Source organism: Stenotrophomonas beteli, assembly GCF_001431665.1.
Classification (GTDB): Bacteria; Pseudomonadota; Gammaproteobacteria; order Xanthomonadales; family Xanthomonadaceae; genus Stenotrophomonas; species Stenotrophomonas beteli.
Genome location: NZ_LLXV01000014.1, coordinates 43,234 through 59,024, shown reverse-complemented (window position 1 = coordinate 59,024; position 15,791 = coordinate 43,234). Strand labels below are relative to the sequence as shown.

The window sequence follows — 15,791 nt, the reverse complement described above, 5'->3', positions numbered from 1 at the left end:
GGCTCCGTTTCGCCTGCCGAGCCGAGCGCAGGCTCGGCTCTACAGGTCGTCAGGCAATTCGCAGAGGGCTTCCATGGATCTACTCCGGATGCAGGCGATAGATGGCGTGGTTGGTCAGCGCCAGCGTTGCCAGCTTCAACCCTTCCATCACTCTATCGCCCACGTAGTGTTCGGGGCCGCCATTCTGGCGGGCGCGCTCGGCGGCCAGCAGAATCTCGTTGACGATGCGCAGGCCGACCAACGCGCCATCGCTGTCGGCCAACGCGAGGCGGCGGCCCGGCGGCACGTCGCGCTCGGGCCAGGGTTGGCCGTCGGCGGCCGCGCCGCAGCCGATCTGGTGCAGCAGCGTGATCAGGTTGTTGGGGTCCGGCTTTGCGCTCGCTTCCTCGCCCTCGTCGGCATTGGCCGGGGCGTGTTTGGCGCGCAGAGGGGGAACATCCGATGCGTTCATGGCAGGTCTCCGTGCAAGGCATGCGGGACCACCGCCCTCAACAAAGGCGGCGGACGGTACGTGGTGGAAACCCGCGAGAGTGTGGCAGCTCGGGTAGATGCACTTGCGCGCACCTCACGTACCGCCCGCCATAAAGCAGGGACGGATTACCAGCCGGCGCCGCGCAAGGCGACGCCGGCTGGCACGCGTAAACACCACCTTCTCGACGGGTTTCCACACCCGGCCGCCCTTACTCGACGGCAACCCATCATGTACACGCGCTTGTGATAGCCGCAAAGCAGGCATGGCACACGGGGCGTGATGTTCTCGCCGCTCAGGATTGTCGCATATCGACAATGCACTCGTACTTTCAGCGACTTGCGAGCGCCCTGCCCTCACTGACCTGCGCCGCCAGTCCATCCCCGGGCGCGAACTCCGAGATGATTTTCTGCCAATAGCGGCACCGCCAGCAGGCCATTGGCGACAGTTCGGTCCTGCCGTATCCTGCGCGGCAGGATCCCCTCTCCCGAGGTCGGCATTTTGTGAAGACGCAGTCCTTGGCCCGGAACCGGATGCGGAAGGCGCTGATGCCCCGTATTCTTGCGTGCCTCATGCTGATGGCCGCCAGCAGTGCCGTTCAGGCCGCATGCGCGGTGGGCCCGCAGAAGTGGATGCCGGCGCCCACCGGCTTTTACGATGCCTATTCTGCCGGTGACGTTGTGACCAGCTGGGTCCGCGCAGACATCGCCTACTTCGTCGACTGCGACCCGATATCTTCGGCGGATCTGTCGCTTGGCACCACCACCGGCCTGGCGGGCATGCATGATGGTCGATTCACGTTCAGAACCGATCACGACGGGATTGGAATACAGCTGGAATATCGCTACATCCGAGCGATCTCAGGTTCCGGGCAGCCAGAGTACTCGGCGTGGATTCAACCTGGAACGGCCAGCAACCGCTTCACCGCCCACGCCGAATACATCAAGGGAAATGCAACGGCTTCCATTCCCGTCCAGGTGGACTATCGGTTCATCGCGCTTCGCGACTTCTCCGGCGAGCCCATCCTGCTGGAAGACATTGAGCCCCTGCTTGCCATCGATCTCAGCCATGGTTTCTCGCTTAACCAGCTGGTGGTGGAGGGTGTACGGCAGCGGCCGCGCGAGGAAGCCAGTTGCGAGTTCAGTGCCAGACCGCCGGCAACGCTTGAACTGCCGGCGACCGCCATGTCCAGCCTCAAGAACAAAGGTGATGTCGGCGCGGCGGCAGACTTTTCCTTTGCCTGGACATGCAAGGCAGGCAACCAGGGCCACAGCGGGCGGGCCGATTTCGAATTCCTGTCCGATGCCGCCATTGGCGCGACGCCGGGCCACCTTTCTACGACCGGCGATGCCGAGGGCGTGGACATGCTGGTGGCCATCCAGTATCCGGATGGCAGCTACAAACCGGTGGTGTTCGGTAGCGGCCAGTGGTATGCCAACCGGCTGAGCCCAGGCACCGGTGGATTACCCAGCACTGGCCGGCAGAATCTCCAGGTTCGTTTCATCCGCAATGCCGCACCTTTGCGCCCCGGCACTGCTCGCAGCACCATGACCATCAATCTCGTGCCCTTCTGAGTGAGCCCCCCATGCATGCCCTGAAGTTGTTGGCTGTCCTGGCGCTGCTTGCTGCACCGTTGCAGGCAAGCGCAGACCTGCGGGTGGGCGCGACCCGCATCGTGTACCAGGAAGGAACCGAAAGCGCACCCAGCGTCAGAGTCCGCAACATCGGCGAGCAGCCCTCGCTGGTACAGGTCTGGCTTGACAGCGGCGAGCGCGAGGTCCCGATCGAGCAGCTGCGTATGCCGCTGATGGTGACGCCACCGATCTTCAGGCTTGAACCCGGCAGCAACCGTGACATCCAGATACGGGTCGCTGACACCTCGGGTCTGCCCAAGGACCGTGAATCGCTGCTTTGGTTGAACATTCTGGACGTTCCTCCCCGTCAGGCCGGCAGTAACCAGAAGCCGCTCGAGTTCGCCATGCGTTGGCGCTTGAAGGTCTTCCACCGCCCTTCCGGGCTGCCCGGCTCACCTGACATCGCGCCGGAGGCTCTGCAATGGAGCGTACAGCGTGATGCGCAGGGGCGGGCCGTCCTGAAAGCAAGCAACGCCAGCGCCTACTTCGTCAGCCTCTCCCAGCTGATCCTGGATGGCCGGCCGGTCGCCATCGACCCCGGCTCCGCGCAGGTTCCGCCGATGGGTAGCTGGACCCACGAGGTTGCCGAGACCCTTCCCGGTCGCCCGCAGCATGTGCCATTGACGTTTGTGTGGATCGACGCACGTGGCGTCGAGCACTCGGCTGCTGGCGACGCCGTACACGCCGAGTGACACGCCCTGGCGAGCACTCTCATTCCCGGGTGCCGCTCTCAGCGTGCCCAGTCCATTCGTGGACCAGGCCTTCGTCATCAATCCAGGCGAGCTGCAGCGATGGATGCGAGGAATAGGCAGACGGCTCCTGGTCCAGCTCTCGGCTCCACTCACCGAATGGGGGAATAGCGGCGTCAATCGCGCTCACAGGAAGTGCCCGCCCGTTCAGCGTTACCGTTCGTAGACTGACATAGTACGGGCACGGGTTGAGCGCGCGAAGCACAGGCGCGCCCGACGCCGAGCGCCCGATACGCCATTGCAGCGCGTCAACGGCCGCCTCGGGCTTGCCAGGCAGGCCTGCAGGCCGATGGAAGACCTTCAGTCGCACATGCACCGCCTGCTCGACAGTCGTGCGGCTCTGATCCGACGTACGAGCAGGAACATCAAGAATATTCAGCCAGAACAGAGATTCACGGTTCAACGGCAGCTGCCCAGGTTCAACCACGCGCACGTTGATGTTGCGACGCTCACCTGGATTCAAGCGAAACATCGGCGTCGTTGCAGTCAACGGCACACGCAGCAGCTCCGGCTTCGTGTCAGCGTCGCCGCCGCCAACCCAGCTCTGCACAAGTACCGGCGCATCACCGGTATTGCTGATCCGGATGGCACCCGCCTGCACAGCGCCATCCAGTACAACCCGCGTGCCATGTAGCTTCAGGTCCGCTGCCACTGGAAATGACAACAACAGAAGCAGAACGTAACTGATGACATTCAATGGGCGCATCGGCCTACCTCCAGCTAGAAGAACGACAGATGCACCGTCATGCTGCTGCTTGCATTTCCTGGCTTGAGAACGTCCTTGTTCCTGCGGAATCGAACCTGCATCTCCTGGCTGCCTATGTCCGGCAAGGGAGTTCCCCGGCCGTAGTGATGCGAGGCCCACCAGTGTGTACCCAGTGGAACCGGCATCTGGTTCCCATACCTGTCTTTCATTGTGACCAGCATATCGACACCACTGGCATCCCCGTCTACACGCAGCAGGCCGTTTGACGTGCCCAGCGCCTTGCTTGAGGTGAACTGGAAATCAGCGCCACCTCCACGGTCATCCCCTCCCTCGCATCGCCATGCGAATGAGAAATCCACCGCCGGCCCAACGTCGCCTTCCGCCCGCAGATTGACCACACTGGTGCTCGCCAGCGCCAGCGTACTGGGTGGACTCCGCGTGTAGTCACAGGACGCATACACGTAAGGACGAACCAGGAAGCCTGTTACAAACGCGCCGGAAAGGTCCTGGCTGTAGCTGTGGTCCTGAAGTTCGAACGGCGGATCCAGTTCACCGACCTCGATGCGCTCAGTGCTGCTGACATCACGCAGCGCGATGAAGAACACCTCGACCCGCAGGGGGAGACCCGTCAGCGGGATGTTCCTGTCAAAGACCGGTTTCGCGTTAAATCGCCGACTGCTGCTACCCACGTAAGCCCAGTCTGACCACGTCTCCGTACCAAGGTGGGCCGCTTCCAGGTATTGGTAGCGCAACTGGACGCCCACAGCGTCACTTGAAGTACGAAACGTCGGGGCTCCATCTACTTCACCGAGATAGGACAAGGTCGGGCCAATGCTGAGATCCGCACTGCTGTATCGGTCACAGTCCTTGAAGATCAAAGGGGCCGCCCCTGTTCCAGTCACCCGCTCGCCAGATCTGAAGCCTTCATGAGGCACACTCGGAGGCGTACTCATGAAATGAGTGCTGTTCGCCGTGCAGGCAGCCGAGGCGGTGGCGGTGGCAATGCACAGCGCTGCGGCCACTGCGCTCCTGAGGGCGTAGCGCTGAATGCGTGGGTGAATGTTCGTCGTGATGTTCATGCAGGTATCCACTGTTATCTGGCTGCGCCGTTTGCGCTGCTCGCGATGTCACTGCTGGCGCGAAGGCACTGGGAAATGTAGAGCACGCCCTCGGTGGCAATGGACAGGTCGTAGTCGATGCCGCAATGGCTCGCCACGTCATCGCCGCGCTTGATCCGCAGCGTCCCCTTCTCGTTGATGCCACGCACCCACATGCGACTGCCCTGCCCGACCACGCCCACCACCTGGTCGGCTTCGTCGTAGACATCCTGGCCGAATGCCAATGGCTGCCCGTCAGGATCCAGCGCCTCGATCAGTGCACTGCGGCCGCTCGCGGTGGGAATGACCGCCTTGATAACGGCACCGGCGGTCGGCACGGCAGAGGCCGAGCCCGCCTTCAGTTCAACGTCCAGTGACAGCCCGGCCGGGTCAATCGCGATGTCGTTCATCCGATAGGCACTCAGATAAGGCACGACCGCATAGCCCCGCTTGTTGGTCCGGACGCCGCGTTGATTGCCCACACCCGCGCCGGCCGCATCCGGTACATGCACCAGGCCGACCGTGTCACCCATGCGCTGGGACAGCGTCAACCCGCCTGCATGCAGGAGCACGCCGCCGGACGCCGAGAGGCCCAGTTGCTGGCTGCTCTCGCCCCGGTTCCAGGATGCGGACAGATTCGCCGCCGGCGCGATGTAGCCGACGCTCATCCCCACATCCCGTCCGGCCGGCGACTGGCTCACCGACGCGTTGTAGTTGCCCTGCCTGTTCTCACCAAAGTTGCCACTGAGTCCGGCGCGGTAGTTGCCGCCGTCCTGGCCGCTGTTCGCGCTGGCACTCAGGCGCGGCGCTGCCGGCGCCCGGCCCAATGGCACGCTCACGCTCAGATACGCGCCGGTCGTCTGCTTCTGTGCGCCGCCCAGCAGGGAGGATTCCAGCGTACGACGCGCGCTCAGACTGTATGACGCGCGCCCCAGCCGACCGTTGTAGCCCAGCGAGAAATTCGTAGTCCGGCGGTTCTCGCTCCAGTAGTCCGCGGTACTGCCATTGAGAAACAGTGAGCCCTTCGGCAATTGCTGGTTCAAGGTGAGATCCAGGCGGCTGCGCTGGCGGGACAGGGTGGTCCCGGCACGCCCCGCCTCCAGGTCGCTACGCAAGCGCGCCGCGTCTTCGAGGTTCAGATAGCCCTCGGTCGAGTAACGATACGCGGCCAACGTGAAGCTGGTCGCCGTATTGAAGCTACGGCTGTAGGCCAGACGGTAGGATTGGCCACGCATGCGCTCGCCAAAGCCTTCAATCGCCAAAGGCAGGCGTGTATCGGAGAACGTCACATCACCGGAGAAGGCGCCGATCCGCGTGTTCAGGGCGCCACCGAGAATGATCGCGTTATAGCCCTCCGATGACGTCGCGCCACCAAAGGCCGTGAATGCGCTGCCGACACCGCGGCGCAGCGTTGCTTCCACGAACATCGGCGCGTCCGCCAGGTCCGCGTGGCGCAGTTCACCCACGGTCAGGCTTGCACGCTGCTGACCCTGGCGCAGCAGTTGCGGCACCGCGGCGAACGGGACCACGAATGACTCCACGCGGCCATCGGCTTCGCTGACCTCCACTTCAAAGTCGCCCGAACCGGAACGCTGGGTCAGGTCGTCAATCTCGAACGGCCCAGGTGCCACCGTGGTTTCGTAGATCACCAGGCCCCGCTGGCGGATAGTGACGCGCGCATTGGTCTGCGCCACGCCGCGCACCACCGGTGCGTAGCTGTTCAGTGCGTCAGGCAGCATTCGCGGATCGCTGCTCAGGTTGGCACCCAGATAACTGACAGTGTCGAACAGGTCACCGCGAGTGAACGATTCACCTACCGTCAGCTGTGCATTCCATGCCCGTAGTTCCCGCTGCGCATAGGTGCGGCCAGCGCGGTAGGCGTAGTCGCCGTTTTCAGCCTGCGACAGGTAGCCGTTGTGCCTGAGGCGCCACGCACCCAGGTTCAGTCCGGCATCGAGCGTCGCACTGGTGCGGTTGCTGTGGTGGCCTGCGTAGTCGGAACGCGTATGGTTGATGCTGTAGTTCAGCAGCATGGCATTGATGCCATGATCCCAGCGATCCGAGTTCACCCAGCCCATACGATTGGAGCTCAGATAGATCTGCGGGACGCTGATGGACAACACCTGCTCTCCGGCATCCAGCTCAAGACTGGCACCGGGAAGGAAGCGTTCGATGGATTCACAGCTCGGTTCATCAGGCAGGGCCAGCATTTCACCCGCTTCGCGCTTCGCGCGTTGGGCCTCCACCTTTCTGGCGTCAAGCCCCATCAGCTCAAAGAGCTCGGCGTTGAGACAGATTCGCGATTCACCATCAATCAGTCGAACTTCCACGTCCTGGCGGCCTACGATCACGCCATTGACAGTCACGTCAGCGGAATAGGTTCCCAGTGCGGGGCCCGCCTGCAGGTAGCGGCTGATATCAAGGTTGGCGCCGCCACCCTGCAGGAACTCTGCATTGAATTCCAGCGCAGGCGCGGGCGCTGCGGCGACCATCATTGGCCACAGCGCAACCAGCACGGACGCGGCAAGTCGATGGTGGCGCAAGGCATTGATTTGCACGGATCGGCTCACGAGGAACTCCAGAAGAGAGGCAGCAGCGGGCTGCGGGCCCGATGGCGGGCCCTTGTAGCAGCGTTAAGGATCGAGCGACTCCCGATGAAGTCAGTTCGACGTCAGTGGCACCTTCACTTCGTGAAGCGCACCATGATCATTGGTGTAGGAGAAGCTCACGTGCGTGCCCAGTGCGTTGTACTGCGTCTGGGTCAGGCGGTAGGACGTCGTGGCAAACGGCGGCGCCACGTCTGCGGCCACCTTCGAGCCTGCGGTGATATCAGCAATGGCGACGTGGTAAGCGGTCGGATTGTCCGCCTGCAGCGCCCAGCCCAGATCATCCTTCACGACGCTCCACTTCAGCTTCCGGGGCGCTTGCTGTGCTCCCTCGCGGGACAAGCCCTTGGGCCGGTAGAACAGCTTCAGCTGCGTGCGTACGATCAGACGGACCTCCGGGGCACCTCCATCCGAAGCGGGCGCCTTGTTCGCCGGGACATCCAGAACGTTGAAGTAGTAGAGGCTCTCACGATCCTGGGGCATCGGTTCGCCGCTATGTACCACGCGGAGTACCTGGCTCCGCCCACCGTCGATGCGGAAGATGGGCGGACGGATCAGGAACGGAACCTTGGCGGCACCAGCGTCGTTCGCAGTGCCCTCGCCGTTGTCAATCCATGCCTGGACAAGCGAAGGGATCTCGCCATTGTTCTCAAGCCGAACGCTGACTTCGCGCTTCTCTGCAGGGAACACCACACGCGTTCCCGAGATGACAACGCCAGCTTCAGCGCGGAAGGCGCCAAATGACATGGCCACGGCCAACGTCGCCATGATGAGGTTTTTATCAACGCGCAGCATGTGAAGTGCTCCCGGAAGGAGGCGAAGGCCCTGCAATGCATGGACCTTCGCCTTGTAGTTACTCAGTACTTGACGCTGACATGCAGGGCGGACTTGAAGGCGCCCGGGCCCGGCGTACCGCCGGCGGTCGGTTCATAGCTCGCGACCAGCGGCCACGACGCGACACCGACCGTACCGTCGATGACCTGGGTCAGGGTGGCGGTTTTCAGATTCAGCGCGCCGCTGGCATCACGGATCGCCATGCGGACGTCCGCCGCACCCCCCGCTACGGTATTGGTCAGATAGCCATCGGCATCGAGATTCACGTCCTCGAAGGAGATCTCGACATTGCCCCCAGCGCACTTGGACGCGTCGGTACCCATCGTCAGATTGAAGGCCTGCTGGCGGGCGGCGGCACCGCTGGAGATCGCGGTCGGCGAGATGGTCGCCATGGTCAGAGTGTCGGTCACGCCAGCACCCACGCCGATGGAGCAGGTCAGCGCCTTGATCTCACCTTCGAAGTTGATGACGGCATCTGCGGCGGACGCCGTGGAGGCAGCGCCCAGCGACAGCGCGGCCGACAAGGCAATTGCGAGCTTGTTCATGATGTTGAATTTCCTGTATTTGGGTTGGTGTCTAAGGTCAAGCCGCGCTGTGCCGGGCTTGGGCGAAGGAGCATTCCCTTCGAGAACAAATGCTAGAGAAGCCCGGCAATCCCAGGCATAGGACGATGACTAGATTTCGCGCCCGAAGATCTTCCCGGGCGAGCGGCTCAGAATGCGAAGCGCAGGCCCAGCGTCACTTCACGCGACACCAGGTCCAGCTGCATCTTTTCGTCCTGCAGGCCGCGTGCGTTGCCGAAGGTGTTCCAGCCGCTTTCGGTCGTGCCCAGATCCACGTAGCGATAGCCCAGGTCCAGCGTGGTGTTCCTGCCGGCAGCCACGGAAATGCCGGCACCCAGCGACCAGGCCAGGTGGGTGCGGGTCGCCTTGGCATACTGGCGGCCTGCATTGCCCTGCCAGCCGCCCGACTGCAGGTGCGAAAGGCCTGCGCCAGCCATGCCGTACAGCGACCACGCATCGTTGATGGCAATGTCGCGATAGATGTTGAGCATCAGCCGCTGCGAGCGCACGTCGTGGTGGTTGAAGCTGGTGGCAAACGCACTGGAACCGCTGGTGTAGGTGTCGGTACGGCGGACCACGTATTCGCCTTCAGTTCGCCAGCCGTTGCCGCGGGCATGCCCGAACGCAGCCGAGCCGGTCGCGAAATGCTGGCGCTGGTCACCGGCCACGAACTGGCCGACGCCCGGTCGCGCGCTGGCATCCATGTTGCGGGCCTGGTGGTGGGCATCGATGGCACGCACGGTGGCGTAGTAGCCGCCGCTGTCTTGCGCCAACGCCACCATGGGCAGGCAGGTGCAGGCCGCCGCGCAGGCGGCCGCAATGAGATTCTTCATCTGTAGGAGTTCCTGGTGAGGCGCAGAATCGTCCAGGGCGCGCTGCGTGCAGGCGCCCTGGACCTGTTCAGGCGGTGCGTGTGGTCAGCGGGCGCCCTGGTGGATCCAGCGACCGCGAGCGCCGTCGAAGCGGAACACGTACTTCAGGCCCTTCTTGATGACGGCGTCCTTGTTCAGGCTGGTGTTGTCCGAGGACACGCGGCTGAAGGTCGCATCGTGCGTGTTGGTGAACTGATAGATGTCACCGCACACGGCTTCGGACGGCAGGTGCACGACCTGGGGCAGCAGCGGGTCCTGTGCCGGGTTGCCAACAAACACATCGGTGAAGCGCTTGTCCGGCGTCGGCAACTGCGCGGCAATCCGCTCCTGTCCATGGCCCAGCCGCACATGCCACGCGCCGTCTGCACCATACACGTAGCCGCAATTGCTGCCTGCACTGCAGGTGCCATTGCCGGGACCGCCCTGCACGCCCACATTGGCACTGGACGCATTGGCCACCACCAGCACCGCGCCGTTTGGTGCCCAGCTCGGCAGGCTCACGGTGTTGGCGCGCTTGGTGTCATACAGGCTCACCTGGGTCACGGTGTGCTCGGTACTGGGCACGTTCAGCACGTCACGGTTCTGGCCGTAGACAACGCGCGCGCTCAGGCCACCAATCACATCCCAGCGGGCATGCTTCGCGCTCCAGCGGAATTCGGCGTTGCTGAGGCTGTCCACCGGAATGTAGACCTGGTCAGCGAACACGGTCTGGCGGCCGTCCAGCAGCGCGTAGGTGTCTGCCAGCGAACTGAGCGTCACGCGATCGCCGGCCTTCGGGCGCGCCGGCAGGCTCAGCTTGCCGGCCCAATCGCCGTTGGACAGCTCGAAATACAGCTGCGAGTAGCCCGAAGGCATCTGGCCACTGCCGCCATTCTTGCCCGGGGTAAGATAGCCGTCCTGCGCTGCAGCAGCGAAGGGGGCCAGGCATGCCAGGGTGGCAGCGCACAACATCTTGCGATTGATCATGTATCGGTTCCTGTTGAAGGGTCACCGTAGTGCTCCACTCCGTGTGGAGGAAGCACCAGGGCGCCGATCAAGGTGACCGATCCACGTCAGCGGAACACTCTGACTCGTACGAATTTCACGGGAAATTCACACCTTGGAGCCGTCGTCATCCGGCAGCTCCGGCACAGGCACGCTGCCTGTTCTGGCCGAACCGCACAGCGCCAACGCCTCCAGCCAAGCACGCCGCATCTGCCGACGCTGCGCAGGCGATGCGAACGTGAAGGCATTGAGCACCTCCATGAAGCGCCGCTGCCCTTGCGGGGTCAGCTGCGAGTAGCCGGACATCAAGGCTGCGATGCGTGCATTGAGCGCAGGGGGCACGGCGGCTCCAGAAATGAGGGTCAACTCCACCCTAGCCCCGGCCATGGATGAGTCCATCGGACAATGCCTGTTTGTGGCCAGCTCAGGCTGCATCATCGCCATCGGGGGCTTCGCCGCGGCGTGCGCGCATGGCCTGTGACGCCGAGACGATGCCGTTGTCCACGGCATACTCGAAGATATCGGCCGAGCGCTCCAGCCCCAGCTTGCGCATGGCCGAGTGCTTCTGCGTGCTGATGGTCTGCCGGCTGCGCTTGAGTTGCGCGGCAATCTCCTTCTGGCTGAGCCCCTCGGCGATGAGCCGCAGCACTTCGGCCTCGCGTCGGGAGAGCGCGGCGCCGTCGGCAGACACTGCGATCTTCTGCAGCTGGCGTTGAACCTCCGCGGAATCGGCCCGCTCGCCGCGGCGCGCCAGGCGGATGGCTGCCGCCAGCTGCTGCACGGGGTCGACCTTGGCAATGATGCTGGTCGCCCCCGCCTTGCGGATGCCGGCCAGGATCTGCGTACCCCCTACGCCGGTCAGCACGACCAGCGGCAAGCGCGGGAAGCGGCGGCGAAGGAACCCGATCAGCGCCACGCCATCACCGTAGTCGCCCCCGGGCATGGAATAGTCGGTGACGACCACATCCACTTCAGCAGCACTCAGCACCTGCACCAGTGACGTAGAATCTGAAACCGCCGCAACGATCTGCAGGTCTGGCTCGGCGTCCAGTGCTTCACGGACACCCGCCAGGATGACGGGATGGTCGTCGGCAATGACGATCCGGATGCTCATGCTACGTTCCTTTTGAATGCATTCGTGATACTGATAGTCTCTTCCGGCCTCACCGCCCTACTCCTGACCGGCCCCGCCCAACCATGACTCCATTGGCCATCCGCGTTGCGCTTGCTGACGATCACCCGGTCATCCGCCTGGGCGTGCGCAGCGCTCTGGATGAGGCGCCTGCCATCCACTGCATCGGCACCGCATCCAACTCCACCGAGCTGATGGAGCTGCTGCAACGCGAAGCATGTGATGTGGTGGTGACCGATTACGCGATGCCCGGCGGCGCGTATGGCGATGGGCTGGAACTGCTGGATTACCTTCACGCACGCTTTCCGCAGCTGCGCGTCGTAGTGATGACCGGGCTTGACCAGCCCAGCCTGCTGGCCGCGCTGGACGCGCGCGCGGTGCCGGGCATCCTCAGCAAGGGGGATGACCTGCAGCATGTACAGGCGGCGGTGATGGCCGCTTACGCGCAACGTCGTTACGTTTCGCCCAGCGTGGCGCAGGTACTGAACGACAAGGAGCGGCGGCGTGTCACCGAGCTTTCGCCCAGCGAGCAACGGGTCATTGCACTGTTCATTTCCGGCTTGAGCATTGCCGAGATCGCCGCGCAGCTGGACCGGAAGAAGCAGACCATCAGCACGCAGAAGATCAATGCCATGCGCAAGCTTGGCATCGCCCGCGATGCGGAACTGTTCACGCTCGCCGCAGACCTTGGCCTCAAGGACAGCACTGGCTGAGCGCAGGCTCGGATGCCGGCAACCGCTCACCGCCCCTCCTCCAGCGTCGCACGGTAGTCGTCCAGGCAGGACCGCAGTGCGCGCTGCAACGTGTCGAGTTCGTGGTCGGAAACGGGTTCGCCAGCGCGCAGGCGCTGTTCGACGGCACCGCACTGCTTGGCCTCCTTCTCCTCGCCGAGCATCTGCAACACCCCCTTGAAAGCGTGCACCCGATCCAGCAGGCGCGCGGCATCGGCATTGGCCCGCGCCTGTTCAATTGCCGCAAGGTCCTTCTCGCCCGTTTCGACAAACAGGCGGCGGATGGCTACAGAGGCTTTCGAGGGCTCGCGCGCCGAAATCCCTTCCTCCGGACGCGGGGAAGCCGGTAGGCGCGCCTTGTCCAGGCCCGCCTCCAGGCGTTCCAGGTTCAGCGGCTTGAGCAGCAGATCATCAATGCCGGCGGCCAGGCAGCGTTCGCGCTCGCTGGCCAGTGCGGTGGCGGTGATCGCCAGGATGGGCAGCGTGTGCCCGCGCTGGCGCAATTCGCGTGCCAGCGCGTAGCCGTCCATGACCGGCATGTTGATGTCAGTAAGCACCGCACGATAGGCGTCGTCCTGCCACATCGCCAGTGCCGCCTGGCCGTCCTCGGCAGCATCCACGGCAAAGCCAAGCTCCTCCAGCTGCTGCTGGATCAGTTCGCGGTTCACTGCATTGTCCTCCACCAGCAGTACCCTGCCCCGCGCATGCTTTGCCGGCTCTCGTGCCAGCTGCGCGGATACCGGAACGCCGTCATCCACAGCGAACGCGGCCAGCAACGCATCGCTGGCATAGCAGGTCACCTCGGTGTAGTCACCGCGCTGCTCCGGAATCAGTGGACCCTGCGCATGGGCGAACACCGTACGCCGGTGTGCTGCCGACAGCGTTCGCTCATCGGCACGCTCCCACGGGCGGTGGTCGCCAACGATCAGCAGCACATCGCCACCGGTATCGGCCTGTAGATGGTCCAGCACCGTGGTCTCGGCACCCCATTGGCACAGCAGGCGCCCGAACGCGTCGCGCCATTCCGGAATGGACGACAGCACGGTCACGTGCCGGCCGCGCAGCGGCTGCGCGGGTGGATGTGCGGCTGCCTGCAGCCGCACCGGCAGCAACAAGGTGAAACTGCTGCCCACACCCACCGTACTCTGCACCGAGACCTGGCCTCCCATGGCCTGCGCCAGCTGCTGGCACAACGCCAATCCCAGGCCGCTGCCACCGAATCGGCGCGAGACGCTGGCATCGGCCTGCTGGAAAGGCTGGAACACCTGATCCGCCTGTTCGGCGGTCATGCCGATGCCAGAATCGACCACCTGCACGCGCAGCTGGCTGTTGTCTTCGGACACCACGGCACGCAGCAGGATGCGGCCGGAAGCGGTGAACTTCACCGCGTTGCTGACCAGGTTGTTGAGAATCTGGCGGACGCGATGGACATCGCCGACGCAGTCCTGCCCGGCCGGGGCATCGATGTCGAAGTACAGGCGAACGCCTTTGCGCAGCGCGTCGGGCGCATACAGCAGCGCCACGCTCTCGATCAATGGCCGCAGCGCAAAGGGTGCCGGCTCCACATCAAGCTGGCCGGCCTCGATCTTCGAGAAATCCAGCACGTCGCTGATGATCCGCATCAGCGCGTCCGCCGAGAACCGGATGCGATCCAGGCGCTCGCGCTGGCTGGGCTGCAGCGGCGATCGCCCCAGCAGCTCCAGATGGCCGAGCACGCCATTGAGCGGCGTGCGGATCTCATGGCTCATGGTGGCCACGAAAGCGGATTTCGCGCGCGTGGCCGCCTCGGCCGACTGTCGAGCCGCTTCCGAATCTTCGCGGGCTCGCCGCAGGTTCTCTTCCAGCTCCACCTGCGCGGTGACATCGCGCAGGGCGCAGACCCAGACCGGCTGATCGTGATACCTGGCCAGCGCCAGGCTGATCTGCAGCTGGGTGGCTCGGGCCGCTTCCGGAGACCACTGCATGTCCAGCGATTCATCGCCCTGCACCGCATGCCCCGCTTCGGCCAGGCGCGCATACAGCGGCGGCACCTCGCCCTCGGCGCCCTCTGCATTCCCCCCGGCGGCGCGCACCAGCTGCCGGGCGGTTTCGTTTTCCAGCAGGGGGCGACCACTGTCCTGGGCCAGCAACGCCAGCCCGATCGGTGCGGTTCCGATGATGGCGCGGCTGAGTGCCTCGCTTTCGTAGACCCGCGACGCATCGGCCAGAGCTGGTGCGAACACACGCCGGTCGATGCGGCGCAGCAGCCACCACAGCAGGCCGATGATCAGCAGCGCACCGATCCAGCGCGCCAGCAGATAGGCCCCCTGCGCCATCCAGATATCCGACCCGTCATAGACATGGCTGAGCGTCCAGTCAACGCCGGGCAGTGTGCAGGCGAGAATGAAGCGGCCCTTGACATAAACGCGTGTGGGCCTGGTACCCAGGTCGTGGGTTGTCGCTGCCAGGGCGAGTGCCTGCTCGTCGCTGGTCAGTCCACCCGTGCTGAGCACCACGCGATGATCGCCGGTCGCGACCAGGTAACGGCCCTCTTCGCGCGCTTCCAGCCGCGCACGTATGGCATCGACGGGCTCGAACACCACCCGCCGGAAGTACGGCGTGGTGCCCTCAGCCATCGTCACCACGCCCGCCAGCGACGGCTGGCCGTTGAAGGGATTGATCACGAAGCGCGAGCGCAGCCGCCCCTCGCGGGAGGCCGACCGGATCGGCCCGGGGCGGGGTGCCAACCGCCGCACCTCCGGCTCGTCGTGCAGCAAGCGGGCAAAGGCCTGCTGGCGCGTGGCTACGCCCAGCATCTGCAGCAGCTGCGACTCGTCGCGCACGTTGGATACGGCCAGCAGCCGACCCTGCGGTTCATAGGCATAGGCCATCACCGCACCCGGCGCCTCCTGCGAGGTGATCGAATCGGCGGTATAAGCCGAATACATCTCGATCATGCCCAGATACGCACTGAGCTCATCGGGTGGCAGCGGGTTGTCGGGCACGCCCAGTACCAGCCACGGCACTGCGGTGCGGCCTTCGGCGCGCACCACCGCCTGTTGCCCCTGGGCCAGGAACTGTCCGGCCAGCGCGGCACCGGCGCGCTGCAACACCGGGCGCTGATCGCGCCAAAGCACATCATTGCCGTTGATGACCGCCGCATAGGCACGATCACGCTGATAGAGGAAGTAATCCAGCGCTGCCCGTGCTTCCAGGAAAGACTGGCGCTCGCGGCCATGGAATTCTTCAATGTCGGCAACCGAGCTGACCACAGCCGTCAGCAGGACCAGCACGCTGATCAAGGCGCCGCCGCCTGCCAGCAGGCGCTTGCGCAGCCGGCGGAGGTCGTCCAGGCGAGCCGCCGCAGCCGAACTGCCCGCGTTGGACGCTGTTCCGGAACCTGCCATGACCTTGATCCTGAATTGAGTGCCCATG

Annotated in this window: 14 protein-coding genes; 3 read left to right on the top strand and 11 right to left on the bottom strand. The window is 64.4% G+C overall.

The genetic code is table 11. From position 1 onward, the window contains the following. Positions 1-79: 79 nt before the first annotated feature. Positions 80-451 (bottom strand): hypothetical protein, encoded by a 372-nt coding sequence (locus tag ARC23_RS01900; RefSeq protein ID WP_057495660.1) that lies wholly within the window; start codon positions 449-451, stop codon positions 80-82. 566 nt (positions 452-1,017) lie between these two features. Here ARC23_RS01900 and ARC23_RS01895 point away from each other — a divergent pair. Together ARC23_RS01895 and ARC23_RS01890 are read left to right on the top strand one after the other, a co-directional pair. Then, positions 1,018-2,043 carry a fimbrial protein gene (locus ARC23_RS01895; protein WP_152985184.1) on the top strand — a complete coding sequence of 342 codons (1,026 nt, stop codon included), beginning with the start codon at positions 1,018-1,020 and terminating at the stop codon, positions 2,041-2,043. 11 nt (positions 2,044-2,054) lie between these two features. Next, a complete protein-coding gene (locus ARC23_RS01890; protein WP_057495658.1) occupies positions 2,055-2,795 on the top strand; it encodes a fimbrial biogenesis chaperone in 741 nt (246 codons plus the stop codon). 19 nt (positions 2,796-2,814) lie between these two features. Here the strand turns inward: ARC23_RS01890 and ARC23_RS01885 are convergent, their stop codons facing one another. The 9 genes from ARC23_RS01885 to ARC23_RS01845 form a co-directional block, all read right to left on the bottom strand. Further along, positions 2,815-3,558 (bottom strand): fimbrial biogenesis chaperone, encoded by a 744-nt coding sequence (locus ARC23_RS01885; protein WP_057495657.1) that lies wholly within the window; start codon positions 3,556-3,558, stop codon positions 2,815-2,817. Between the two features lie 14 nt (positions 3,559-3,572). Further along, positions 3,573-4,637 carry a hypothetical protein gene (locus tag ARC23_RS01880; protein ID WP_152985183.1) on the bottom strand — a complete coding sequence of 355 codons (1,065 nt, stop codon included), beginning with the start codon at positions 4,635-4,637 and terminating at the stop codon, positions 3,573-3,575. Between the two features lie 14 nt (positions 4,638-4,651). Further along, the gene (locus ARC23_RS01875; RefSeq protein ID WP_238985163.1) at positions 4,652-7,225 is read right to left on the bottom strand and encodes a fimbria/pilus outer membrane usher protein; all 2,574 of its coding nucleotides are present in this window, start codon (positions 7,223-7,225) and stop codon (positions 4,652-4,654) included. A gap of 90 nt (positions 7,226-7,315) precedes the next feature. Continuing rightward, the gene (locus ARC23_RS01870) at positions 7,316-8,056 is read right to left on the bottom strand and encodes a fimbrial biogenesis chaperone (protein ID WP_057495654.1); all 741 of its coding nucleotides are present in this window, start codon (positions 8,054-8,056) and stop codon (positions 7,316-7,318) included. Positions 8,057-8,118: 62 nt separating this feature from the next. Beyond that, positions 8,119-8,640 carry a fimbrial protein gene (locus ARC23_RS01865; protein ID WP_057495653.1) on the bottom strand — a complete coding sequence of 174 codons (522 nt, stop codon included), beginning with the start codon at positions 8,638-8,640 and terminating at the stop codon, positions 8,119-8,121. Between the two features lie 167 nt (positions 8,641-8,807). Next, a complete protein-coding gene (locus ARC23_RS01860) occupies positions 8,808-9,491 on the bottom strand; it encodes an outer membrane protein (RefSeq protein WP_057495652.1) in 684 nt (227 codons plus the stop codon). Positions 9,492-9,575: 84 nt separating this feature from the next. Next, complete coding sequence (locus ARC23_RS01855) at positions 9,576-10,496, bottom strand: hypothetical protein (RefSeq protein WP_057495651.1); 921 nt, start codon at positions 10,494-10,496, stop codon at positions 9,576-9,578. A 126-nt stretch (positions 10,497-10,622) separates the two neighbouring features. Next, the gene (locus tag ARC23_RS01850) at positions 10,623-10,856 is read right to left on the bottom strand and encodes a hypothetical protein (RefSeq protein ID WP_152985182.1); all 234 of its coding nucleotides are present in this window, start codon (positions 10,854-10,856) and stop codon (positions 10,623-10,625) included. An 82-nt stretch (positions 10,857-10,938) separates the two neighbouring features. Then, positions 10,939-11,628: a response regulator gene (locus ARC23_RS01845; RefSeq protein WP_057495649.1), complete on the bottom strand. Its 690-nt coding sequence runs from the start codon at positions 11,626-11,628 to the stop codon at positions 10,939-10,941. Positions 11,629-11,711: 83 nt separating this feature from the next. Between ARC23_RS01845 and ARC23_RS01840 the strand changes: the two genes are divergently transcribed. Beyond that, positions 11,712-12,359 carry a response regulator gene (locus ARC23_RS01840; RefSeq protein WP_057495648.1) on the top strand — a complete coding sequence of 216 codons (648 nt, stop codon included), beginning with the start codon at positions 11,712-11,714 and terminating at the stop codon, positions 12,357-12,359. 26 nt (positions 12,360-12,385) lie between these two features. Here ARC23_RS01840 and ARC23_RS01835 read toward each other — a convergent pair whose 3' ends face one another. Further along, positions 12,386-15,763, bottom strand: coding sequence for a hybrid sensor histidine kinase/response regulator (locus ARC23_RS01835; protein WP_057495647.1), 3,378 nt, complete (start codon positions 15,761-15,763; stop codon positions 12,386-12,388). Positions 15,764-15,791 lie beyond the last annotated feature (28 nt).